This is a genomic window from Paenibacillus sp. JGP012 (assembly GCF_014203995.1).
Classification (GTDB): domain Bacteria; phylum Bacillota; class Bacilli; order Paenibacillales; family Paenibacillaceae; genus Paenibacillus; species Paenibacillus silvae.
In genome coordinates, this window is sequence record NZ_JACHKG010000005.1 from 11994 (window position 1) to 35609 (window position 23616).

At 49.4% G+C, this 23616-nt stretch carries 21 protein-coding genes and 1 other annotated feature; all 21 genes read right to left on the minus strand.

Going from position 1 to position 23616, the window contains the following annotated elements; all coding sequences use genetic code 11:
• Window positions 1–13 precede the first annotated feature (13 nt).
• The 21 genes from HNR77_RS08285 to cobA all read right to left on the minus strand — a co-directional run bounded on the left by HNR77_RS08285 (window position 14) and on the right by cobA (window position 23614).
• The gene (locus tag HNR77_RS08285) at window positions 14–1264 is read right to left on the minus strand and encodes an Rne/Rng family ribonuclease (protein WP_184182460.1); all 1251 of its coding nucleotides are present in this window, start codon (window positions 1262–1264) and stop codon (window positions 14–16) included.
• A gap of 108 nt (window positions 1265–1372) precedes the next feature.
• Window positions 1373–2233 carry a M50 family metallopeptidase gene (locus HNR77_RS08290; protein WP_184182461.1) on the minus strand — a complete coding sequence of 287 codons (861 nt, stop codon included), beginning with the start codon at window positions 2231–2233 and terminating at the stop codon, window positions 1373–1375.
• Window positions 2226–3077 (minus strand): M23 family metallopeptidase, encoded by an 852-nt coding sequence (locus HNR77_RS08295; protein ID WP_184182463.1) that lies wholly within the window; start codon window positions 3075–3077, stop codon window positions 2226–2228. The genes HNR77_RS08290 and HNR77_RS08295 overlap by 8 nt, the downstream gene beginning before the upstream one ends.
• A gap of 241 nt (window positions 3078–3318) precedes the next feature.
• Window positions 3319–4113, minus strand: a complete 795-nt coding sequence (gene minD / locus HNR77_RS08300; protein ID WP_184182465.1) for a septum site-determining protein MinD — start codon at window positions 4111–4113, stop codon at window positions 3319–3321.
• Between the two features lie 3 nt (window positions 4114–4116).
• A complete protein-coding gene (gene minC / locus HNR77_RS08305) occupies window positions 4117–4779 on the minus strand; it encodes a septum site-determining protein MinC (RefSeq protein WP_111268758.1) in 663 nt (220 codons plus the stop codon).
• A gap of 74 nt (window positions 4780–4853) precedes the next feature.
• Window positions 4854–5387 (minus strand): rod shape-determining protein MreD, encoded by a 534-nt coding sequence (locus tag HNR77_RS08310; protein WP_111268759.1) that lies wholly within the window; start codon window positions 5385–5387, stop codon window positions 4854–4856.
• Complete coding sequence (mreC, locus tag HNR77_RS08315) at window positions 5387–6259, minus strand: rod shape-determining protein MreC (RefSeq protein ID WP_184182467.1); 873 nt, start codon at window positions 6257–6259, stop codon at window positions 5387–5389. The genes HNR77_RS08310 and mreC overlap by 1 nt, the downstream gene beginning before the upstream one ends.
• A 13-nt stretch (window positions 6260–6272) precedes the next feature.
• The gene (locus tag HNR77_RS08320; RefSeq protein ID WP_184182469.1) at window positions 6273–6440 is read right to left on the minus strand and encodes a hypothetical protein; all 168 of its coding nucleotides are present in this window, start codon (window positions 6438–6440) and stop codon (window positions 6273–6275) included.
• Complete coding sequence (locus HNR77_RS08325; RefSeq protein WP_111268761.1) at window positions 6441–7475, minus strand: rod shape-determining protein; 1035 nt, start codon at window positions 7473–7475, stop codon at window positions 6441–6443.
• 189 nt (window positions 7476–7664) lie between these two features.
• Window positions 7665–8354 carry a RadC family protein gene (gene radC, locus HNR77_RS08330; protein ID WP_111268762.1) on the minus strand — a complete coding sequence of 230 codons (690 nt, stop codon included), beginning with the start codon at window positions 8352–8354 and terminating at the stop codon, window positions 7665–7667.
• Between the two features lie 32 nt (window positions 8355–8386).
• The gene (locus tag HNR77_RS08335; protein ID WP_260410422.1) at window positions 8387–8998 is read right to left on the minus strand and encodes a Maf family protein; all 612 of its coding nucleotides are present in this window, start codon (window positions 8996–8998) and stop codon (window positions 8387–8389) included.
• Window positions 8999–9091: 93 nt separating this feature from the next.
• Window positions 9092–9334 carry a DUF4321 domain-containing protein gene (locus HNR77_RS08340; RefSeq protein ID WP_110898900.1) on the minus strand — a complete coding sequence of 81 codons (243 nt, stop codon included), beginning with the start codon at window positions 9332–9334 and terminating at the stop codon, window positions 9092–9094.
• Window positions 9335–9481: 147 nt separating this feature from the next.
• On the minus strand, window positions 9482–10681 hold the full coding sequence (locus HNR77_RS30620) for an SPOR domain-containing protein (RefSeq protein WP_184182473.1): 1200 nt from the start codon (window positions 10679–10681) through the stop codon (window positions 9482–9484).
• Between the two features lie 174 nt (window positions 10682–10855).
• On the minus strand, window positions 10856–12175 hold the full coding sequence (murC, locus tag HNR77_RS08350; protein ID WP_260410448.1) for a UDP-N-acetylmuramate--L-alanine ligase: 1320 nt from the start codon (window positions 12173–12175) through the stop codon (window positions 10856–10858).
• A gap of 56 nt (window positions 12176–12231) precedes the next feature.
• On the minus strand, window positions 12232–13608 hold the full coding sequence (locus tag HNR77_RS08355) for a bifunctional folylpolyglutamate synthase/dihydrofolate synthase (protein ID WP_184182477.1): 1377 nt from the start codon (window positions 13606–13608) through the stop codon (window positions 12232–12234).
• A gap of 88 nt (window positions 13609–13696) precedes the next feature.
• Complete coding sequence (locus HNR77_RS08360) at window positions 13697–16360, minus strand: valine--tRNA ligase (protein ID WP_184182479.1); 2664 nt, start codon at window positions 16358–16360, stop codon at window positions 13697–13699.
• Between the two features lie 81 nt (window positions 16361–16441).
• Window positions 16442–16725 (minus strand) — a binding site (T-box leader).
• 165 nt (window positions 16726–16890) lie between these two features.
• On the minus strand, window positions 16891–18435 hold the full coding sequence (locus tag HNR77_RS08365) for a LysM peptidoglycan-binding domain-containing protein (protein WP_184182481.1): 1545 nt from the start codon (window positions 18433–18435) through the stop codon (window positions 16891–16893).
• A 201-nt stretch (window positions 18436–18636) separates the two neighbouring features.
• The gene (locus HNR77_RS08370) at window positions 18637–19557 is read right to left on the minus strand and encodes an RluA family pseudouridine synthase (RefSeq protein WP_184182483.1); all 921 of its coding nucleotides are present in this window, start codon (window positions 19555–19557) and stop codon (window positions 18637–18639) included.
• Window positions 19554–20858 (minus strand): glutamate-1-semialdehyde 2,1-aminomutase, encoded by a 1305-nt coding sequence (gene hemL / locus HNR77_RS08375; protein ID WP_145405273.1) that lies wholly within the window; start codon window positions 20856–20858, stop codon window positions 19554–19556. The genes HNR77_RS08370 and hemL overlap by 4 nt, the downstream gene beginning before the upstream one ends.
• Before the next feature lie 33 nt (window positions 20859–20891).
• Entirely contained in the window at window positions 20892–21893 is a 1002-nt protein-coding gene (gene hemB / locus HNR77_RS08380) for a porphobilinogen synthase (RefSeq protein ID WP_184182485.1), read from the minus strand.
• A 149-nt stretch (window positions 21894–22042) separates the two neighbouring features.
• Window positions 22043–23614 carry a uroporphyrinogen-III C-methyltransferase gene (gene cobA / locus HNR77_RS08385; protein WP_184182487.1) on the minus strand — a complete coding sequence of 524 codons (1572 nt, stop codon included), beginning with the start codon at window positions 23612–23614 and terminating at the stop codon, window positions 22043–22045.
• Between the last annotated feature and the right edge of the window lie 2 nt (window positions 23615–23616).

The following is a 23616-nucleotide window of genomic DNA, read 5'->3' on the forward strand; positions in this document are numbered from 1 at the left end:
AGCATATCAAAAATCAATGCAAAGGTGAAATATATCTTTTCCCCGTCCCATGACAGGAGGAACAAGCCTCAACATAAGGCAGTGTGCTCTCTTCTCTTACCTTTTTGCGTGTTAATTCAAGCAGTCCGAGCTTGGTCCATCCCAGAACAAATGCCTTCGTTCGGTCCTTGCGCAGCTCCTGTTCGAGTGCGGCTGCCACTTCATGCCGATTCGCTGCCTCTTCCATATCAATGAAATCAACAATAATCATACCGCCGATATCCCGCAGTCGCATTAACCGGGCAATCTCAACGGCGGCCTGCATATTGGTTTCCGTGACCGTCTCTTCCAGACTGTCTCCGCCTGACCCTGTATATTTCCCCGTGTTCACATCGATGACTGTCAACGCTTCAGTATGATCAATGACAATATAACCGCCACCCGGCAGCCAGACCTTGCGGGCAAAGTCCTTGTTCAGCTGTTCCTGTACGCCATAAGCGTCGAAGATGGATTCCGTTCCCGAATGTACCCGAACTCTCGGTTCAACTCCCGGACAGATTTCCTCCAGCAGCGTGCGAATCACCTGAGCTTGTGCTTCACTATCCGTGATCACCTCGTCACTTCCAGGTGTATACACATCACGAATGACCCGCTGAATCATGCTTTGATCACGATGCAAAAGGCTTGGAGAAGGCAGACTATCGGCTTTTTCCCGAATCAGCAGCCACTGTGAGCGCAAGGTTTCCAAATCAGTCTGAATCGCTTCGTGCTGCTCCTCTGCAGAGACGGTACGAATAATCAGCCCTTCTTCATCCCGGCACAGCTTCTCACCTAGCGCTTTGAGGCGTGAACGATCACTCTCTCTGGCGATTTTCTTCGAGACTGCAACATAACCTGCTACCGGCATGTAAACAAGCCAGCGGCCCGGAAGTGAATAGTGTGTAGTCACCCGGGCTCCTTTGCTTCCTACCGGCTCCTTGAGAACCTGCACGATGATTTCCTGACCCGGCCGCAGCAGCTCCGAGATCGAGGGTTTTATCTTGGGCTGTTTCTCCAGGTGAGGATGGAGCACATCGTCAACATACAGAAATGCATTTTTTTTCTGACCGATATCTACAAAGGCAGCCTGCATACCTGGCAGCACATTAACTACCCGTCCCTTGAAAAAGGAACCCAGCAGCCCGCGCTCTCGTGTACGCTCTGCCGTGAATTCCACAGCCTTGCCTTCTTCCAGAAGCGCCATTTGCATGAGGTTATGTTCATTATGTACGATCATTTGTTTCATGGCTTCACCTCTAGAAGACACTTCAATTCATCCACATCCATTTCCTATTATAGGCCCTACCTGTCATATAGGTATTACCCCTTTTCCGAACCGTCTTATCAGCAGACGTTAGCGTTTATCCATATTTTGTTGAAAATAGGACCCGATCACACGCTGCTCAGGCAAAACAGCCATCACACGTCCCTGTTTATTCATAACGTATACCATATGGTATCTCTCTCTTTTTAATAGACGCAAAATAGTGTCCAAAGGTTTCGCTGGAAACGAGATTATTGGCTGAGCCAGACTGCCCGCAGAAGCATGCCGCACAAAGACAGCCTCACGATTCATAAGAAAACGGATAAAACGATAAGGCACGTTCCGATAATCCGTCACATTGGAATAAAATAAAAAAAGACCGATTAATAAAATGTTTAACGGGAGCCCGTAATCCCCGGCAAACCACCTGCTGACTGCAACCAAAATAACCCCTGCGCTACACAGGATGCTGATGCGGTATGTCCACATGAGTGTTGTATAATATGGAGCCCACAGGCTGACAAGGGCTTGTACAATTTTCCCACCATCCAGAGGCAGCACTGGCAGCAGGTTAAACAAAGCAATGAGCATGTTGGCTTGAATGACATAGTCCAGAAATACCGGATCACCCAACTGAAGATAACGCAGCAGTAAAACCATGCCAACCATCAGCAGATTTTGCAGCGGGCCCGCCAAGGCGATTATGATCTCGCGATACGCTGTCAGCTTTCCCCCATCTTCAATGACTGCCACTCCCCCGAAAGGAAGCATCTGTATGGATTGCACACGACAGCCCAGAAGGGCTGCCGCAGCAGCATGTCCGCATTCATGAATAAATACAATCGCAAACAGCGTAATCAACTCCATAAAATGTCCAGTTAACAGCGAGGTCAGCATGATGATTACAAAAAAAGGGTGAAGCGAGATGCGCACCCCCCATACCCTAATCAAGGGCGACGACTTCCGCAGGGTCCACGTACTCTTCTCCTTCTTTTATCGCAAAATAAAGCGTAGCTGGCTGTTCACTGCTTCCAGCCTTGAGAGTGCCTACGGTGTTCCCCGCTTCGACCCAGTCGTTCTTTTGAAGCTCACTCTCGTTTAATCGCCCATAAATTGCCGTCACCTTGCCCGTATGCTGTATTACCACGGTGTATCCGCTCTCGACATCTCCGAGCACCTCCAGCACTCGACCAGCACCTGAGCTGACTACCTGCACAAGTCCTCCCGCAGCCGCAGCATCAGGAACAATCTCGATGCCCTTCATGCTCAGAGCAAACGGCTGAACGACTGTTCCCGAAACCGGTTTTCCCAGCAGTTGCCTGATTCCCGAGCCGTTCACCGCATCCGTTGTATGGCCCAGCACAGGAAGGAAGGACGGGGGCCCACCAAAGTTTCGCTCATACCACGCCGCGGCCGCAGCAAAATCCATATCATTATGAAGTGCATCGGCAATAACCGTTTTGGGTGTTATCGTCCATGATGCATCTAACTGGAACAATCCCCAGACACCAGCAAAAATGATTGCACTCACCATCGTTCGCCGAAGCAGCGAACGAAGAATATGAAAGCCGGAGCGCCCTGGTGAGCCATAATGTGAATTTTCCTTTTTCCACAGCCACTCCGGATCTCTTTCCTGAGGTTCCTCTACAACAACAAACGGCTTCTGCCGGAAGCTTTCAGTTCGTTCGCTGCGAGGAGCAGACTTCTGTTCCTGCATGATTTCATGCACTGCCCCATCCATCAGCCGCCGAATTCGCTCTTCTCTTCTCTGCTTGATTCTGCGTTTCGTATTCATGAAATATCCTCCCACTGAGGCTTGTTTACTACATCCTATGAGACAAGAACACAGAATATGAACAAGCCTGTATCCGCCCCCCCTAAATAAATCGCAGGTTAACAGAGTTAAAAACAAAAAAAGCCGGGCACACGGCCTCGGCTGCAACACATTACATATAAATTCGGTTTGTACAAAGTAATTAAAAGCTGTTTAATTCATAGCAATAATGTCTCTTCTGTGTTTCAATGCACTGCTTATGTTAGCCCATTCCAAAAAACTTCTTGAACCGGGCAAATGCACCCTTCTTCTGCTCCAGCTGCATTAACGGTACGGTATCACCGAGAATACGTCTTGCAATGTTGCGATATGCAATCGCCGCAAGTGAATCTGGGTTCATTACGGTTGGTTCACCTGAATTGGCAGCCTTGATAACAAGTTCATCATCCGGCACAATACCAATCAAGTCAATATTAAGTACTTGTAAAATTCCATCGATATCCAGCATATCGCCTGATTTCACCATGTTATTGCGAATCCGGTTCACTACCAGCTTCGGTGACTGGATGTGTGAACTTTCAAGCAATCCGATCACACGGTCTGCATCACGCACTGCTGCATTTTCCGGTGTAGTGACAACGATGGCCTGATCTGCTCCTGCTACTGCATTTTTGAATCCCTGCTCTATGCCAGCCGGGCAATCAATAATAACGTATTCAAAATCTTTTTTCAGTTCAAGGATGATATCCTTCACCTGTTCTGGCGATACAGAGTTTTTGTCTCTCGTCTGCGCTGCAGGCAGCATGTATAATTCCTCGAAACGCTTGTCTTTCACCAAAGCCTGGTTCAGACGGCAGCGGCCGTCCGCAACATCGCACAGATCGTAAATAATACGGTTCTCGAGTCCCATCACGACATCCAGATTACGCAGGCCGATATCCGTATCGACCAGACATACCTTTTTGCCGAGCAGCGCCAGCGCTGTCCCGATGTTTGCCGAGGTGGTTGTTTTACCCACGCCGCCTTTACCCGAAGTGATCACGATCGCCTCTCCCATGAGCTACACTCCTTTAAACACATTAAAATCTCGGCGCAACCGAACGATATTGCTCATCTTGTCGATCTGCATCTGATTGTCCTGCAAATAAGCAAATTCCATCCCGGTTTCACGACTCTCCCATTCATCCGGAGGGCGACTGATGACATCTGCAATACGCAGCTGTGTCGGTGCAAAGACCGATGCTGCAATGATGGCTTCCTCGTCCCCGGTGATTCCGGCATGAGCCATACCTCTGAGTGAACCCAAAACATATATATCCCCGGTACACGTCACCGTGCCCCCTGGATTGATATCTCCAAGAAACAGGAGATTACCCTCATGATGAAGCACCTGGCCCGATCGTACCATGCCGCACATCGTCATAATCGGCGGGGGACCTTTGACCTCTTGGATTAGAGCAGGCGAGTCGATGGAGCGAATCAGCAGATTTCCTTTTTGCTTCAAAATATCGAGAATTTCTTCCTTCTGCTCTTCCGTAACTTCTCGCGCTCCCAGCTTGATATCCACATGAACAATCGGTCCGGTCAAAATATTTTGATGGCTGTGTTCCAGCTTATAGCGGAGCTCATAGAGCAATTCCTCGAATTCACATTGATCGTCCAACAGGAAAACCAAGCCGTCTCGGATGCCTTTAATCGTTACGTGATTCGATTTTACCGTCATAAGCCTGTCCCTCCCATCTCATTACATTTCGTGCCCCGGTTCCCAAGTTCCTGCTTCCTGCTCCACAAATGTCATCAGACAGGTTCGTCAGTCTTGCTTCTCGGCTTGCCGATCTTCTCCAGCTGTTTGCGCAGCGGTACATAGATAATCAGGGCAAACACAAAGTGAACAAACAGATTAGGGATCATGTATTCAATCAGTGCCCAGTCAAACGTCACGTGATTGAGCTGAAACAGTTTGTACAGAAAAAATAACATCGTATCATTCAGCAGGCTCCCCAGAAGGACAACCGAAACCATAATGGGCATCGGTGCACGGGGTGCTTGAAAAATGAGTCCCATCACATAAGCCGATAACCCCATGGAGAAGCCGTAAGGACCGATCATCTCTCCGTAGAAGACAACGTCGTGCAGAAGCCCGAACAAGATACCCAGCACAAGAGCTGTATGCCGATGATGGTACACAGCAAAAAACAAAATAACGACATAGACCAGATTAGCTGAAATACGCATCTGCCATGCCGAAGGAATAATCTGCGGCAGGATCGTGCCTTCAGCAATAAACAGAACGAACAGTAACAGAAACAGAACCTGTTTGCGTGTCACCATTACTCTTTAACCTCAGGCGGAATAATAACAATCAGCTCTTTCCAGTCCAGGAAGCTGGCATAAGGCTTAATTGTAGCCGTCTTCGTTAAGCCATATTCGCTTTTCTCCACACTTTTCACTTCACCGATACGCATATACTTCGGAAAATTGTTGATGATACCGGATGAGATAATCTCATCTCCCACTGCTATGTTGGAGTCCTCCGCAATTTTGGTCATCTTAAGCATGCCGCTCTTCGGATCATAACTCTCGATCATACCAAACACTTTCTCTTTGCCAACTGCAGTAGCCGCGATTGCATTCGACGTTGGATCATTCGCATCCATTGAAGTTAAGAGATTTACTGTTGACGTATAAGTGCTAACATGGCTAATTACTCCGACCAGACCTTCCTGTGAAGTAACGGCCATGCCTGGCTTGATACCTGCATTTTCCCCGATATCAACGTTAATCGTTCTGCTGTTCGGGTCCGAATTGGCACTGATTACCTGCGCAATTCGGGAACCATAGTTGTATCGATTTTCCTGCTCTTTAGTAAAATTGAGCGCTTTCTCCAGCTGCTTGTTTTTCTGCTCCAATTCATTGTACTTCAACCGATCACGCGTATAGTGTCCCATGGCAATGCGGAGCTCTTCATTTTCCTGATATACCGCACGCATGTTCGCTACATCTTTGAAAAAGCCCGCTACATAGGAAGCGGGCTTGTAAAATACGTATTGTACAAATCCAACGGAATCCTTCAGGAATTTCTCCGGCCAGGATAAAGTGGCACGCGGACTAAGCGTAAAGCCCATCAACGCGATAAATGTAACAAGGCCCACCAGCAAAACAAAAAGTCTTTTGTTGCCTAGCAGTTTAAACAGTTCCAACACCCTCTAACATCCATTATTCTCTTCCGAGCTTGGCCCGGCGGGGAGACATCAGATCTGCAGTCCCTGCGAGAATATCCACTGACCCTCCCCTGTTAAGCGGGTTATAGCTCTCCCGGGATAACCGGGCACTCTGCATTAATACGCCACTGCCTGATCCGAAGTCAGGCAGACAAGCTGCCAATTAACGCTTGGAACGAACTGCTGAACTGCTTCTGCTTTTGAACATATGAATATTTTCCAGTGCTTTACCGGTTCCAATCGCAACGCAATCAAGCGGATTTTCTGCAACAATGACAGGCATGCCTGTCTCTCCAGCGAGCAGCTTGTCCAGATTACGCAGCAATGCTCCGCCGCCAGTCAGCACGATTCCGCGGTCCATAATATCGGCAGCAAGCTCAGGAGGGCATTTCTCCAGCGTTACTTTTACCGCTTCAATAATTGCATTCACCGTATCCGCCAGCGCTTCACTGATCTCGTCAGAAGTAATGGTAATGGTCTTAGGCAGACCCGTCACGAGGTCACGTCCACGAATCTCCATCGTTTCTACCTGCTCCAATGGCATAGCTGATCCAATGTCCATTTTGAGCTGCTCGGAAGTACGCTCACCGATCATCAAATTATATTGACGCTTGATATACTGGATGACAGATTCATCCATTTCATCACCTGCAACACGTACAGAACGGCTGGTTACAATCCCGCCAAGGGAGATAACGGCCACTTCCGTCGTACCGCCGCCAATATCAACAACCATGCTGCCTGTTGGCTCCCATACTGGCAGGTCCGCACCAATTGCCGCCGCAAACGGCTCTTCAATCGTATAAGCCTCACGTGCACCGGCTTGCTTGGTAGCATCTTCAACCGCACGCTGTTCTACCGCCGTAATACCGGATGGTACACAGACCATCACGTTTGGATGGCGCTGGAACATGGAGCGCTGCTTCTGTGCCTGACGAATAAAATATTTGATCATCGTTGCAGTTGTATCGAAGTCAGCGATAACGCCATCTTTCATTGGGCGAATGGCACGGATGTTGCCAGGTGTACGTCCGATCATTTTTTTGGCTGACTCACCCACTGCCTCAATGCTTTTGGTATCTGTACGAAGAGCAACCACCGAAGGTTCACGCACCACAATTCCTTTACCCCGTACATAAACCAGCGTATTCGCTGTCCCCAAGTCAATACCCAAGTCTTTCGTAAAACCACCAAACATAACGTATTCTCCTTTTCTGCCTCATATTGCCGCTCCTGCTTCATTCGCAGAGCGTAATTGTTATTTCCACGGAACCGTGGAGCTAATATTCGCATTTTTTCATTGTTGAATCTTAAATAAAGTGAACCTATCTATGACGGACATATCCGTGATCATTCATAGGAAAAAACATCAACGCCAACCATTATATTATACCAAGCCCTTCTCCTTCAAACTTACATAGGTTCCATCACCGATAACAAGGTGGTCCAGCACGTCAATACCCACGATAGCACCAGCTTCAATCAGTCTCTTCGTTATCTGAATATCTTCCGGGCTGGGCGTTGGATCACCGCTTGGATGGTTATGTGCACAAACAATTGAGGCACTGCTACATTTGATGGCGGCCCGAAATACTTCACGCGGATGTACAATCGAAGCATTAAGGCTGCCCATGGAGAGTGTTTCCTGAGCAATAATATGATTTTTACTGTTGAGAAAAAGACATACAAAATGTTCTTTTTGCAAATAACGCAGCTGTTCCATCAAAATATCCGCAGCATCACGTGGAGTTCGAATGCACGTTGAAGGTGCCAGCCGGCTCTTGGCAATGCGATGTCCCAGTTCAATACCTGCTTTGAGCTGCACAGCCTTGGCTTGTCCTATGCCCCTCATAGCCGTCAATTCTTCAAGACTCAGATCCATCAGCGAGCGAACCCCACCCGCATCATTCAATATCCGCTGGGCCATATGCACCGCAGATTCCTGTCTTGTTCCCGTTCGAAGTAAAATAGCCAGCAGTTCGGCATGGCTCAAGGCGCCCGCCCCATATTCCATCATGCGTTCTCTCGGGCGTTCTTCCTGGGGGATGTCGCGCATCATATATTGAGCCGACTCCATATGTTCCCTCTTTTCACAGTATTCGATTGGGTTTACTGCCTTGGCAGCACGTATACTCCGAAGCCTTCAAGCATATCGCTAAGTAAAGATAACGGCAAGCCTACCACATTAAAATAACATCCCTCAATGTGGTCGATCAGTGAAGCGCCGATACCTTGAATAGCGTATGATCCTGCTTTGTCGGAAGGCTCCCACGTTTGTACATACGCACGGATCTTCGCTTCCGAAAGCTCCTTCATCGTTACATTGGTCTGGCGATAGTGCACGACCGAATGTCCAGTGCCTGCATCAATGCATGCAACGCCCGTGAACACACGGTGCTCCCGCCCTTGCAGCCGAGAAAGCATACGTTCGGCATCAGCAGCATCAACCGGTTTGCCCAGAATTTCATTGTCCAGCACAACAATCGTGTCACTGCCAACGATAATCGCTTCCTTCCGGTTCCCCTCGAGTCCGCGATACACAGCAAGCGCCTTGCGCATTGCAAGTTCCTGTACCGTCTGCTCCGGTGTCCAGTCCGAAGGTGTATGCTCGTCTGCATGACTTGGTATAACTTCAAACGCTAGATGGAGTGATGCGATCAGTTCTTTACGCCGCGGCGATGTGGAGGCCAGAATAATCGGGCGCTGCTCTGTGTTATTCAACATTAACGGCTCCTTATACTACGGCAACACCTGTCTTAATCACTGGATAATAGATGTCACTGGTTTATTTTTTTGTCAACATTCGTCATTCTCCTACAGTCTGCGATACAGCCATATGGCCGCGATAATGCCGATCAGACTCAGAAGACTCATTTGAAATTGAAATGAAAGGTCATAACTGAAAATATCCAGATCAGCCTGAGGTGACCATCGGATCGTTGTGACCTTGGTTAAAAAGGCTACCGCCTTTACAGGCTGCAGTGCCTTGGCGATCCACGCTCCAGCCATCCAGCCAAGCAGCAGAAACAATAATAATACGCCGAAGTTTTTTTTCATCGGTTAATCTTCCCTCGCCATTTTTTGACACCCACATTATTATACGGGGTTTTGTACGTCAATACAAACACAAATCCGGCAGGGGGAACTATTTCCAGTTCCTTGCCGGAGAGGGATTTTAGGACCTTGTTATGAGAACAGTTCCGCTTACTGCTTGATTGCCTCGAGCCACTTTTTCTGCTGAAGCACATACTGCATCAAATCGGACTGAACTGCCCACATATGAACAGCAGCCGGATTTTTATTGTATTCGGCAATGGCCGTTATCGCACTGTTCATTGATTTTTCCATACTCGAAACAACCGGCTGTACCTCTGACGTCATTCCAGGGGAAAGGCTCTTCAGACCGTCCAACCACGTTTGGTGCTGATTCGACAATACCTGCATCGTTTCTGGTGCTATAGCCGCCTGAACAGATTGACCCAGCTGCTGGATCGATAATGTGGATAACTGATCCACGAGAGCCGAGCTGTTTTTGAAAAAAAGAGAGGCATCCTCCTGCTTGCTTCCAAATATGGCCGGATTCACTTCAGGGTTAACGATTTCCTTGACATACAATTCGACCCCCTGTGACTTCAATCTCGTACTGAGCAGCTTGGCTTCTTCCCGATCAGCTGAGATACCTGCGTAAACACGATTACCGTCATCAGGGTCCGTACCCGCAGCTATTCCCGCCTGGGTAAGCTCAAGCTTGGCCTGCTCCGCCCGTTCCGGGGAGCTGAACACCCCGTATTGAAGAGCATAGTAGGTGCCGCCTGCAGAAGACGTTACAAGTTGCCCCGTGGTCGCAGCCGTTTCCTCCTGACCTGTTACAGCAGATGTCGTTTGATTCACGGGCAGCATCTCATCCGGTTTTGTCATACCTTCCTTGTTAAAAAAGGACAGAATAACCATGCCGAACAGCGCTCCGGTCACCAATGCACCTGAAATTGATCCGATCATCTTCCAGCCTCTGGGCGGGCGATTACGTTTATAGGAATAATGATCGGATTCTGCTATCCAGTTATGACCCTGATCCAGATCAAATTCATAATCATCATTGCGGTGGTCCAGCAAATGGTTATCCTCTTTGGCTCGCACGGATTCGAGATGATGCAATTCAGCACGGGAGGCATCTGCCAGAATCGTTCCTCCCCAGTCAACAGGCATGTCCTCTGCTGGCCATGTCGGTCCTGTGCTGCTTCTTTTTACACTGCTCATTTCCGATTCAGGTTTCGGTTGTTCTTCTACTACAAATGGCACGTCTTCGTGATTTGTCAACAGTGGACTGGAAGCATGCATCTCCTTACTCTGATGCTTGTCCGACTCTTGATTCCCGAAGCGAAACGTCATTCTGGCATTGCTCACCCGTACCCTCTCCTTTGTCCCCTTTGTACCAGCTATATGCAAGCATTGCGCACGATATTCTATAGAATTTACGGTAACCCTTGTTTGCTTGAAAATGAACTGCTCCAAACCAAAAACGCCTGACTTCATAAAGAAGACAGACGTTTGACATGACGAACCTGCAAAATCCGATGTTTATTTCAACCCTTTGGCGAGTGCATCGCCCACCTTCCAGATATCCCCCGCACCCATCGTAAGCACAAGATCTCCCGGCTGCAGCCGTGGCTGAAGATCAGCGACAACCTCTTCTTTCGTCGGAAGATATCTTGCCGATGCGTTGCTGTTCTGTACAATCAGTTCCACCAATCTGGCGGAATGCACACCTTCAATCTGCTTTTCGCCCGCAGGAGAGTAGATGTCGGTAATCAGTACCTCATCTGCTTCGGCAAATGCCCGGCTGAAGGCATCCAGCAGGAAAAATGTACGTGTATAACGCTGCGGCTGGAATACCGCGATGATGCGTTTGCCCGTTGCCTTGGCTGCACTGATCGTAGCTTCGATCTCCGTAGGGTGGTGAGCATAATCGTCAATAATCAGCATATCACGTGCCTCACCCAGCACCTGGAATCTGCGTTTAGCCCCATGAAATTGTACAATCGCTGCTGTAATCTGTTCAAAAGGTATGCCTGCTTCAAGACAAGTAATTACAGTAGCCATCGCATTATAGACGTTATGCTTGCCTGGTACGGATAACTCCACCGTTCCCATAGCAGTACCCTGATGGTTCATCGTGAAGGATATCCGGCGATCCCCAAGCATGATATCTGTTGCTGTGTAGTCTGCGGCCTGATCAATACCATAGGTTGTTATGCGGGATTGAAGATGCGGCAAAATCGCCTGCACATTCTCATCGTCCGCACATACGATCGCGGTACCCTCTGGACGAATCTGACTGAGGAATTGCACATATGCTTTCTTGAGTTCCTCAAAGTCACTGTTGTAATTCTCCAGATGATCCGCTTCAATGTTCGTAACGATGCCAAGCCACGGATGGTACTGCAAAAAGGAGCCGTCGCTCTCATCCGCTTCGGCTACAACCCACTCGCCTTGACCTGCTTTGGCATTCGTACCGAGATTCATAATCTCTCCGCCAATAATATAGGTCGGATCGGTATCACATTGCTCCATGACAAGTGCAATCATGGAAGACGTTGTTGTTTTACCATGCGCCCCTGCAACCGCTACACCCTTGCGCTCGTTCAACAAACGCGCAAGCATCTGTGCGCGATGAAGAATAGGAATGTTAAGCTGCTGAGCAGCTACACGTTCCACATTATCCGCAGGAGCCGCTGTCGAGTAGACTACCAGATCCGCTCCGTTCACATGCTCTGCGGTATGTCCAATATATATTTTCGCCCCTTTGGCTGCCAGCTTCTCCGTCAATTCCTGTGAAGCGACATCCGATCCGGTAACGGTGTATCCCATCTCCAGCATAACCCGGGCGATGGCACTCATGCCATAACCGCCAATCCCTATAAAATGAACGTGTTCCGATGTGTTTAACAAAACTTTCACCAACCTTTTTCAGAATCGGTTTGATGCAAAAGGGCTGCCCGCACGTCTGCAATCAGATAAAGCGTGCCGGAAACCACCCCCAGATCCTCCGCTTCCGTCCGTGACTTCAATAGATCAAGTGCCTTAGCCCAATCGGGCTCGACGATGATTTCCAGTTCCTTTTTCGCAGTGGCGGGACGTACCCGCTCTACAATCTGCAGCAGTTCAGCTGCAGCCATTTTGCGTCGGAAATCTGGCTCGGTCAGGATCAGCGTATCCACTAGTGGCAGTATATGCTGCAAATACGCTTCGTGATGCTTATTCGCCAGCATACCCATCATCAAAATTAACTTTTTTTGGGGATATACGTCGATAATGCTCTTCGCTAATGATTCCGCCCCTTCAGGATTATGAGCTCCATCCAGCACAATCAAGGGATTGCCGCTGATTTGCTCAAATCTGCCTGCCCAGAAGGCATTCTCGAAGCCAAGCTTAATATCGTCTTCATCCAGCATGAACGCCATATACTGCCGAAGCACCTCAAGAGCCATAAATGCAGCCGCAGCATTGTCACACTGATATACACCTTGCATTCGAATGTGAATCTGCATATCACGGAATGGTCCCGTAAACTGGAAGCTTTGTCCTTCCTTGCTGCTCTCCAGCCTGCGGTAAGAGAACTGATCCCCTGCCAAATACACCGTAGATCGCAGCTGCTGCGCTCTCTCTTGAATTACCTTGACAGCCTCAGGCTGTGAGACACAGGTCACGACGGGAACACCCGGCTTGATGATGCCCGCTTTTTCATATGCAATCTGCTCGATGGTATCTCCAAGCACATCCGTATGATCCATACCGATGTTGGTAATCACGGATACAACAGGCGTAACAATGTTCGTTACGTCCATCCTTCCCCCCAGCCCAGTCTCCCATACTACAATATCAGGGTAACACTCTTCCGCATAGTACAGCAGTGCCAGAGCTGTGGATACTTCGAACATCGTCGGTGAACCTAGCGGTGTGGAGGCCATCTCCACTACAAGCGGACGCAAGCGATTCGACAGTTTCAGCAGAACCTCTTCTGGGATGTCCTCACCGTTGTATTGAAAGCGATTAGTAAACTTGGTGATATAAGGCGACGTAAATGTACCCACGTCATATCCCGCCTGCAGCAGCACTGACGTCAAAAAAGCGCAAGTCGAACCTTTGCCGTTCGTTCCCGCGACATGAATGAATTTGAGTCGTTGATGCGGATTGCCAAGCTGTACCATCAGGCTCTCAATTCGTTCGAGCCCAGGCCGGATGCCAAAAGGAATAAGGCCATTGATCCAGTCCACGGCCTCGTCATACGTTCGTAAAGGAGTTGCTGTATCTCTCGCGTTTAATTCCGTCATCTGATTCACCTTCGGTTCCCTGTTTGATTAATGATTGAAAAAAGCAGCCGGATGGCGCAAGCAAGCACTCCATCCGACCCTTTGGATATTACCCTTTCAGCTCTTTAATCCGTGCAATGACTTTATCCCGTTTATCGGAATAATCTGCTTGTTTGGCACGTTCCTCCTCGATCACCTTAGCCGGAGCCTTGGCTACGAAGCCTTCATTTGCCAGTTTTTTCTCTACACGGAGCACTTCACTTTCGAGGTTCTGCAGTTCCTTCTCCAGTCTGGCCACTTCCTGCTCAATATCAATCAGACCCGCCAGCGGCAAATACAGTTCTGCTCCTGTAATGATTGCGGTCATCGCTTTATCCGGAGAACTCAGATCCAGTCCGCTCTCAAATTCGGAAGTGTTACAGAATCGCTTGATATAATGGCTGTTGCGCTCAATGATGCTCGATGTTTCATCATTATTCGCTTTAACCATCAATTCAATTTTTTTGCTCATAGGTACGTTCACTTCTGCACGAATATTCCGGACAGCGCGAATCGTATCCATCAGCAGGTTCATCTCGGCAACAGCTCCCGGATTCTCCAGTGCAGGGTCATATACCGGCCATGAAGCAAGTGTAATTGTTTCCCCTTCATGAGGCAGATGCTGCCAGATTTCTTCCGAGATATACGGCATGAACGGATGAATCAGGCGCATCGTCTGATCCAGCACATAAGCCAGCACCGATTGTGTTTTCTTCTTCGCCACCGGATCTTCTCCGTAGAAGGACAGCTTGGCGAATTCGATGTACCAGTCACACAGATCATCCCAGATGAAGTTGTACAGGACGCGGCCTGTTTCCCCAAACTCGTATGCATCGATTAGACGCGTAATATCGCGGGAAGTTTCGTTCAGGCGATGCAAAATCCAATAATCCGCTGTTCCGAGCTCGCCGCTGATATCACGATCTTCGAAAGTAAATCCTTCCAGATTCATCAGCGCGAAGCGAGAAGCGTTCCAGATTTTGTTGGCAAAGTTACGTGCCTGTTCAACCCGCTCCCAGCGGAAACGCAAGTCCTGTCCAGGTGTGCTGCTGGTCGAGATCATGTAACGCATCGCATCTGCACCATACTTCTCGATGACATCCAGCGGGTCTACACCGTTCCCCAGAGATTTGGACATTTTTCGTCCATCGGCATCACGTACAAGACCGTGCATCAACACATCCTTGAACGGAATCTCATCCGTGAATTCCAAAGCCGTGAAAATCATACGAGCTACCCAGAAATAGATGATGTCATATCCGGTAACAAGTACGTTGGTTGGATAATAACGCTTGAGGTCTTCCGTATTTTCAGGCCAGCCCAATGTGGAAAACGGCCACAGCGCAGAGCTGAACCATGTATCCAGAACATCTTCATCCTGCTTCAGCTTTCGTCCTGCATACTCAGGCAGCGTTGTTGGATCTTCGGCCAATACAATCACTTCGCCAGTCTCTTCATCGTACCAGGCCGGAATGCGGTGTCCCCACCACAGTTGACGGGAAATACACCAGTCCCGAACGTTCTCGATCCAGTTCAGGTATGTTTTCTCAAAACGATCCGGTACAAAGTTAACACCTTCGCCGCTTTGCTGTTTCTTGATTGCTCTCTCCGCAAGTGGTTTCATCTCCACGAACCATTGTGTGGAAAGGTACGGCTCAACTACAGCTCCGGTACGCTCACTGTGCCCTACCTGATGCATATGATCTTCGATGTTGATCAGTACACCCTGTTCTTTGAGATCTGCAACGATCTGCTTGCGGCATTCACTGCGATCCAGTCCCTGATATTTGCCTGCTTCGGCGTTCATCGTGCCGCTTTCGTCCATGACTGTAATCTGAGGCAGGTCATGACGCAAACCTACTTCAAAGTCGTTCGGATCATGTGCCGGTGTAATCTTAACCGCACCGCTACCGAACTCTTTGTCTACATAGTCATCCGCAATCACCGGAATCTCGCGCCCGAGGATCGGCAGCACAAGCGTTTTGCCAATCATGTCTGCATAGCGCTCATCCTTAGGGTGAACAGCAACAGCGGTATCACCAAGCATCGTCTCCGGACGAGTCGTTGCCACGGTAATGTGACCACTTCCGTCACTGAGGGGATAACGCAGGTGGTAGAGATGTCCTTGAACTTCTTTATATTCAACTTCAATGTCCGAAAGTGCCGTACGGTTTACCGGGTCCCAGTTAATAATGCGTTTACCGCGATAAATGAGACCTTTCTCGTATAACTGTACGAAGACTTTGCGAACAGCTTTGGACAGACCTTCATCCAGCGTGAAGCGTTCACGTGAATAATCCAGCGAAAGCCCCATTTTACCCCATTGCTGTCGAATGGTTGTGGCATACTGGTCTTTCCAGTCCCATACTTTCTCCAGAAACTTCTCGCGTCCCAGGTCATAACGTGTCAAACCCTCTTCACGAAGCTTCTGCTCCACCTTCGTTTGAGTAGCAATCCCCGCATGGTCAGAGCCCGGCAGCCACAGAGCGTCGTAACCCTGCATGCGCTTCGTACGAATGAGGATATCCTGCAGTGTGAAGTCGAGTGCATGCCCGATATGAAGCATACCCGTTACGTTCGGGGGTGGGATTACGATCGTGTACGGCTCAGCATCCTTGCGTTTGCCCGCTTGAAAATAACCACGCTCCGTCCATGCGGAGTACCATTTGTCTTCTGCCGCTTTCGGATCATATGTGGTTGGCATTTCTGTTGTTGCTTTTTTTTGTTCAGACATGTGTCATTCCTCCGTTACTTCATCATCATGGCTCCTAAAATCATCATTAGGGCCAAAAAAAACAAAAAAACCTTTCATCCATCAAAGGACGAAAGGTTAGCTTTCGCGGTACCACCTTTGTTTCACGCAGACAGCAGGACAAACAAATCATCCTCTGATTCAGGCGTGACACTTCAAGCAGATAACGGCTGCGACCGGCCCATCCTACTTCCGAGGTTAAAAACCATAAATAGCTTGCACCTCAAGTGCTCAAACAGGCAACTCCCGGGCGACTTCGATCAGTTGGCTCCTGCGGAATCTCACAGCGCATCGATCCCACTCTCTGAAAGGTCATACTGTCTACTACTCCCGATCCACGTCATTATTCAAAAAAACCTAAACACATCATACCTTGCTCATGCACGATAGTCAACCTGGCAGCAGCGGAACCTGAATGCAGAGAAAAGAAATCATTATAAAACATACAAAACCCGCAATCCCTTGCAAAGGATTACGGGCGTTCTAGCTGCTAATATCGGCGGCAAGTAGATTCAAGGTATATACAGGATTTGCCCTTCTTCCACAACCTGTTCGGTCAAACGATTATAGAGCTGCAGCTCTCGGGTACTAAGTTGATAACGATCAGCAATAGCGTCAAGTGTATCCTCACGCTGTACAATGCAGAGCTTCACTTTGCGGAACGGATTCTGATCTACAATGGTGCCGAGGAACAGGTTTTTCCACTCAACCTCTTCGGTCTGGCTCTCATCTTCAGAAACCACTCCAGCAGGAGCCTCTTCCGTACGCTCTCCATCAGCTTCGCGAGCACTGCGGCCAGACGAGGCTAACAGTGAGGAAATACCCACTCCTTCTTCAGATCTTGTTGACGATTCTTTTTTACTGCCAAAAGCAACCTTCAGTTCCGGCTTGTCTTCCGCCTCGGCGATTGGTTCAGGAATAGATTCTTCATTCTGCAGCAAAGCCTCTTCTTCGGCGGTTTCCGGTACAATCCGCTCCACTTCTACGTTAACTGCTTCAGAAGAGGCAAAAACACCCTGCCAGTTCTCTGTCTGCACCTGAGCTGGAGCACTGCCAGCATCCTGCTCTCCTTGCTGACTGCCTGACCTTGCTTCCTCAAAGTGCCATACCTCGGGCGCATGCGCCTCCAATGGTTTCCGTTCCTCTTCTGAACGGGGCAGCACAGCAGATTCCGTACTGGATGACGTTGCATTCTCTAAACTGCTTCCAACTGAAGGTTCAGACCAGGCTGCCGTGGCTTCGCCTTCAATCGGAAGCAGCGGTTCAGATTCAGGATACGAAGCAAGTCTGTCTGCTGTCTCCGCCAGGAATGACGAAATTGGCGTAGGGGTTTCGTCGTTTTGATCAGCTGCCGGACTCCAATCAGACTGTAACCGTTCTTCCTGATTCGGTTCTGTCTGTACTCTCAAGGACAAATCAGCGGATTCAGGGGAACCGTACGCAGCAAGCTCTGCCGCATTCGCCAGCTCTTCGTCCTCCCCCCGCTGAACCTGCACCTGCTGTTCATAAGCTTGATCCGTTCTGCCAAGCTGCTGGTACTGCTCTAACGAATCGTATTGCCCCGGTTGCTCGTACTGCTCCGATTGTTCTGATACCTCGGTCTGTCCGAGCTCGTCTGCCCGGCTGTCCGGCTGAGCTTCAGGCGAATGCACCACTGTGAATTCATCTGCTGTCCACACCTGCGGCTCCTCTACCGGAAAACCTTCAATGCCTCGCAGAGACAATACTCCCGTGATGTTCAAGCTTCGGCTGGACAACAGATCCACATCAAAATTTTCAATCTCGATGGAAATATCTTCAATGGATCTAACCCTGTTAAGCGGGACCGTAATTTCAACAGGAATAAAATGCTTTAATTCCTCCGATTCTTCGCTTCCCCCCCGGTACGCTCCTGTAAGCAGCAGATGCCCCCGCAAGGTGGCATGGTCGTCCTGTCCAATGACCTGAATGCGTGGATACAGCTCAATTTCCTCCAGTTCCTCAATGGCAGGCACTCCCTCAGACAAATGAACGCGCTCATAAATATCGAACCGCAAACCATAAGGTTGATTCAACAAAGGTGGCGTCCTCCTTTCGGCATATGTTCACCATGATCCTTCTCATGGGACTGATCCATGGTCCAATCCTTCGTTACCCATCTATATGCCTTAAATGGGATGGGCATGCCACCTTTTGTGAAAAGCCTGCTCAGATTTCAATCCTCATTTCATGATGAGAGTTTAAGTGAACGTTGAAAACAAAAAAAACGGACCCTTTACTCAGGTCCGCTCTCCGCGCGTGTTGCTTTCCTTGGCAGCCAAATGTTCAAAATCCGCTGGCCACGGGTCTTGTACTTCAATTAATGCCCCCGTTAAAGGATGATTAAAGCTCAGCTTTTCACCATGCAGTGCCTGCCTGCCAATAACATCCGAACGCCCTCCGTACAGTTTGTCCCCTACAAGCGGATGTCCGACATAACTAAGATGCACACGGATTTGATGTGTACGTCCCGTCTCCAACTTCAAGCGTACGAGTGTTGCTCTCTCCCATACATGTACAATGCTTACATGAGTAACAGCATTCTGGCCTCCATCGGAAACACGTCTGCGCTGCTTATGATGCCTGTCCTTGCCGATGGGCGCATCAATTGTGCGAAGTTCAGGGGAAACGTGGCCGTCAGCGATGGCAACATACTGGCGATCAATGGTTTTACGACGCATCGCTTCGTCCAGTATGGCGAGTGCAAATGCATTTTTGGCATATAAAACAGGGCCTGTCGTATCTTCATCCAAACGATGAACATGACGTACACTCGTTTCAATGCCGTTCATCTCGTAATATGAGGCTACAGCATGATCCAGTGTAATGGCCTGATCCTCACGGGTTCCATCCGGGTGAAGCTTCATGCCAGCCGGTTTATGCACAACGAGACAGAAATCATCCTCGTACAATACATTCAGATCAGCCCAGCGCGGCTCCACACCCAGCGGCTGAACAGCAAAAAGGGCCAGCCGAAGCCGGTCCCCTGCTAGCTGTATGCCCTGCTCTGCCTTGAGCTGGCGAAGCAGCTTCTCCGGGAATTGAAGCTCGGACAGAAGCCACTGGTCGGCGGCAGCCTGCCTGTCTTCTTTTCCAGTGACCGCCTTGCCCGGCATCAGCTCAAGCCATTGTCCGCGGCGTTTCCAGCTTTTGATGCTCATAATGATTGCAAAGCCTTGCGGTTCGCCTCAATGGTATCTTCGATATCCTGCTCTGTATGCACACCAGATACAAACATCCCCTCATACTGGGAAGGAGCAACACTGACGCCCTGATCGATCATGGCTGCAAAATAACGGCGGAACTGATCCAGGTTGCTTTCCTTCGCAATATCATAGTTTGTTACTGGAACAGCACTGAAAAATGGACATACCATTGAACCGACACGGTTAATCGTTACCGCAACGCCTGCTTCTGCTGCATTTTTCTCGAATCCGGCCTGCAAACGTGCAGACAACATTTCCAGACGATCGTATACTTCCGGTGTCAAAAGTTTCAACGTGGTATAACCCGCTGCCATCGCGAGCGGATTACCGCTTAATGTTCCGGCCTGATAGATCGGCCCGGTCGGTGCAATCTGCTCCATCAGATCCCTGCGTCCGCCATAAGCACCTACCGGAAGCCCGCCGCCAATCACTTTACCCAGACACGTCAGATCCGGTGTCACGCCGAATCGTCCTTGGGCGCAGTTCAAACCTACACGGAATCCGGTCATAACTTCGTCAAAGATCAGCAAACTGCCATACTCGGTAGTTACGCTGCGCAAGCCTTCCAGAAAACCGGCAGCCGGAGGTACTACACCCATATTCCCTGCAACTGGCTCCACGATTACAGCGGCAATCTCTTCTCCGAATCGTTCAAAAGCAAGGCGCACGGATTGCAGATCATTATAAGGAACCGTGATCGTATTCAGGGCTACTCCTTCTGGTACTCCAGGGCTGTCCGGCAATCCGAGTGTTGCCACACCCGATCCAGCCTTGATCAACAAGCTGTCAGCATGACCATGATAGGAGCCTTCAAATTTCAAAATTTTGCTGCGTCCGGTTACACCACGTGCCAGTCGAATGGCACTCATCGTTGCTTCTGTACCTGAATTCACCATGCGTACAATATCAATGGATGGTACACGCTCACACACAAGCTTGGCCATTTCCGTCTCAAGCAGCGTTGGTGCACCAAAGCTTGTGCCTTTCAGAGCAGTCTCGCGCAGTGCCTCAACAACCTCGGGATGGGCATGTCCCATAATCAGCGGTCCCCATGAACCTACATAGTCAATGAACACATTGCCATCAATATCATAAATTTTGGAACCTTCTCCACGCTCAGCATAGATCGGCGTAAGTCCTACCGATTTGAATGCACGAACCGGGCTGTTGACCCCTCCGGGTATGTACTGCTTGGCTTCTTCAAATGCGCTGCGTGAGCGCTCATCATTGCGGCGATTGCTTTGTTGTGCAGTCATGAACATCCTCCTTAATGTAGAGTAGACATCGATTTATTTTTCAGCCAGCCAGCGGGATGCATCTTTGGCGTAATAGGTAATAATCATATCTGCCCCTGCGCGTTTCATACTCAGCAAAATTTCCATAGCTACCTTTTTCTCATCAATCCATCCCTGGATTGCGGCAGCCTTCACCATGGCATATTCACCGCTTACGTTGTAAGCAACAAGAGGGAGATCAAACTGATCCTTGATCGTACGCATAATATCCAGATAGGACAGGGAAGGTTTCACCATCAGCATGTCCGCTCCCTCAAGCACATCCGTCTCAGCCTCTCGCAACGCTTCCCGAGCATTGGCCGGGTCCATCTGATATGACTTCCGATCTCCGAATTGCGGAGTGGAATCCGCCGCTTCACGGAATGGGCCGTAAAATGCCGAAGCATATTTGACGGAATAGGACATGATTGGAATATGGTTGAATCCATGCTCATCAAGCCCTGCACGAATGGCGTGTACAAAACCATCCATCATGTTCGAAGGGGCAATAATATCTGCACCGGCCTTGGCTTGCGATACCGCCGTTTTCACAAGTAACTCCAGCGACTCGTCATTCAGCACATCACCACAGATGTGTCCGTCAACCTCGGTTGTGTGCACCATTCCGCAGTGCCCATGGTCTGTAAATTCGCAAAGACAAGTATCGGCAATAACCAGCAGCTCAGGATACCAGGATTTGATCAATCTCGTAGCTTCCTGTACAATGCCATCCTCTGCAAACCCGGACGAGCCCACGCTGTCCTTCGTTTCCGGAATCCCGAACAGCAGCACAGCCGGAATACCCAGTTCAGCAATTTCCTTCACTTCTTCCTGCAGACGATCCAGCGAGAAACGGAATACGCCTGGCATGGACTTGATCTCGGACTTCACGTCTTTACCATATGTCACGTAGATCGGTTGAATGAAATCATCCACCGTCAGATGTGTCTCTCTCACCATATTACGAATGCCTGCCGATTGACGTAACCGGCGATGACGTACGATTGGAAAACCCATGTACACTCTACCTCCTGAAATTTCATTTTATAGTCGAGCGACTGAGGACGATTACCAGCAAAAAGGGAAGCGCGCCGCTTCTTCACGAATTCAGCACGCTTCATATGTTCAGCCGAAGCCTGTCATAACCTCTTATCGGTGTATCTGATTTACTGACTCACGGATTCACTAGCATGCTCCCGCGAATCCTCACGTTTCCACTCACACAAAGCATCAATCAGACTGGTCATCGTTGCTTCCTCAGCCATCAACGTGACCTTTAACCCGGCAGCCTCAGCGGTTTGCGCCGTAACCGGACCAATGCATGCCACCTCTATTCCCTTCAGCAGCGGGAGTGGGTCCTGTATGCCCATACGCTCAAGCATCTTTAAAAAGTTCTTCACAGTGGATGAGCTGGTAAAGGTCACTGCATGAATACCGCCCTCTTCAAGCAGCTTTAGCAATTCATCGTCATCCTCACCTGCAAGAATCGTATCGTAGATGATGGCCTCGGTAACGTTCAATCCCCGTTCTCTCAACTGCTCTGGCAGCCAGGAGCGGGCAAGATCTCCATGTGGAATGAGTACGTTCTGACCTGCCTTCAGCTCACTCTCAAATGCCTCCAACATGCCCTCTGCCTGAAAAGGACCTTTCACAACCTCAGGCGCAATTCCGTGCTTGCGCAGTGCTTCTGCTGTAGAAGGACCTACTGCTGCAATTCTCGCCTGATGAAGCGAGCGAATATCCTTGCCTTCGTTTTCGAGATGACGGAAGAAGAACTCCACGCCATTTACACTTGTGAAAAAGACCCAATCAAACGTACTTAACGCTTGCAGTGCATCTTTGACACTTTGTCTGGCGGATTCGCTGGACGGCATGACCGTCTCGATCACCGGGAACTCATACGGTTCACCGCCAAGTTCCTCAATACGATTCACCAGTTCACTTGCCTGACTGCGAGCACGAGTAACGAGAATCCGTTTGCCAAACAGCGGCATGGCCTCAGCCCATTTCAACTGCTCTCGCTGATTGACCACATCTCCAACCACAATCACGGCTGGTGGCTGAAAATTTGCTGCAATCACTTTAGCTTCAATATCCTCCAGGGTTCCCGTAATCGTATCCTGCTCCGCTCGTGTTCCCCAGCGAACAAGCGCAACAGGGGTACTGGCTGGACGACCGTGACGAATAAGCTGTTCACTGATGTAGCCAATTTTGGCAACACCCATCATAAATACCAGTGTGCCCGTAGCATTCGTCACTTTATCCCAGTGGATGCTGCGATCCAGCTTGTCCGGGCTTTCATGCCCGGTAATAATCGAGATGGAGGAAGCATAATCACGATGCGTCACCGGAATACCTGCGTAGGCTGGTACGCTGATCGCTGCCGTAACACCGGGTACAATCTCAAACGGAATGCCGTTTTTGTGCAGCAGCTCCGCTTCCTCACCTACTCTTCCAAATATGGTCGGGTCTCCGCCTTTAAGGCGTACAACGACTTTTCCTTCAAGAGCCAGATCCACAAGCAGCTGGTTAATCTCTTCCTGCTTCATCGTATGTCGATCCGGCCGTTTCCCCACATAAATCTTGACTGCACCGGGTTTCATCAATTTTAACAATCGTGGACTTGCCAAACGATCATATACGACCGCATCTGCCTTGCCGATGGTCTCCCATCCTTTGACCGTAATCAGTCTTGCATCCCCAGGACCTGCACCTACCAAAAAGACCTTGCCCGCCATGC

Coding starts and splice junctions, on each gene's coding strand:
- hemL (WP_145405273.1), bottom strand. CDS start 20,858: ATGACTGCACAACAAAGCAATCGCCGCAATGATGAGCGCTCACGCAGC.
- HNR77_RS08370 (WP_184182483.1), bottom strand. CDS start 19,557: ATGAGCATCAAAAGCTGGAAACGCCGCGGACAATGGCTTGAGCTGATG.
- HNR77_RS08360 (WP_184182479.1), bottom strand. CDS start 16,360: ATGTCTGAACAAAAAAAAGCAACAACAGAAATGCCAACCACATATGAT.
- minC (WP_111268758.1), bottom strand. CDS start 4,779: ATGACGGTAAAATCGAATCACGTAACGATTAAAGGCATCCGAGACGGC.
- hemB (WP_184182485.1), bottom strand. CDS start 21,893: ATGGGTTTTCCAATCGTACGTCATCGCCGGTTACGTCAATCGGCAGGC.
- HNR77_RS08295 (WP_184182463.1), bottom strand. CDS start 3,077: ATGAATACGAAACGCAGAATCAAGCAGAGAAGAGAAGAGCGAATTCGG.
- murC (WP_260410448.1), bottom strand. CDS start 12,175: ATGAGTGCCATCGCCCGGGTTATGCTGGAGATGGGATACACCGTTACC.
- radC (WP_111268762.1), bottom strand. CDS start 8,354: ATGGAGTCGGCTCAATATATGATGCGCGACATCCCCCAGGAAGAACGC.
- HNR77_RS08325 (WP_111268761.1), bottom strand. CDS start 7,475: ATGTTTGGTGGTTTTACGAAAGACTTGGGTATTGACTTGGGGACAGCG.
- HNR77_RS08340 (WP_110898900.1), bottom strand. CDS start 9,334: ATGAAAAAAAACTTCGGCGTATTATTATTGTTTCTGCTGCTTGGCTGG.
- HNR77_RS08310 (WP_111268759.1), bottom strand. CDS start 5,387: ATGGTGACACGCAAACAGGTTCTGTTTCTGTTACTGTTCGTTCTGTTT.
- HNR77_RS08355 (WP_184182477.1), bottom strand. CDS start 13,608: ATGACGGAATTAAACGCGAGAGATACAGCAACTCCTTTACGAACGTAT.
- HNR77_RS08285 (WP_184182460.1), bottom strand. CDS start 1,264: ATGAAACAAATGATCGTACATAATGAACATAACCTCATGCAAATGGCG.
- minD (WP_184182465.1), bottom strand. CDS start 4,113: ATGGGAGAGGCGATCGTGATCACTTCGGGTAAAGGCGGCGTGGGTAAA.
- cobA (WP_184182487.1), bottom strand. CDS start 23,614: ATGGCGGGCAAGGTCTTTTTGGTAGGTGCAGGTCCTGGGGATGCAAGA.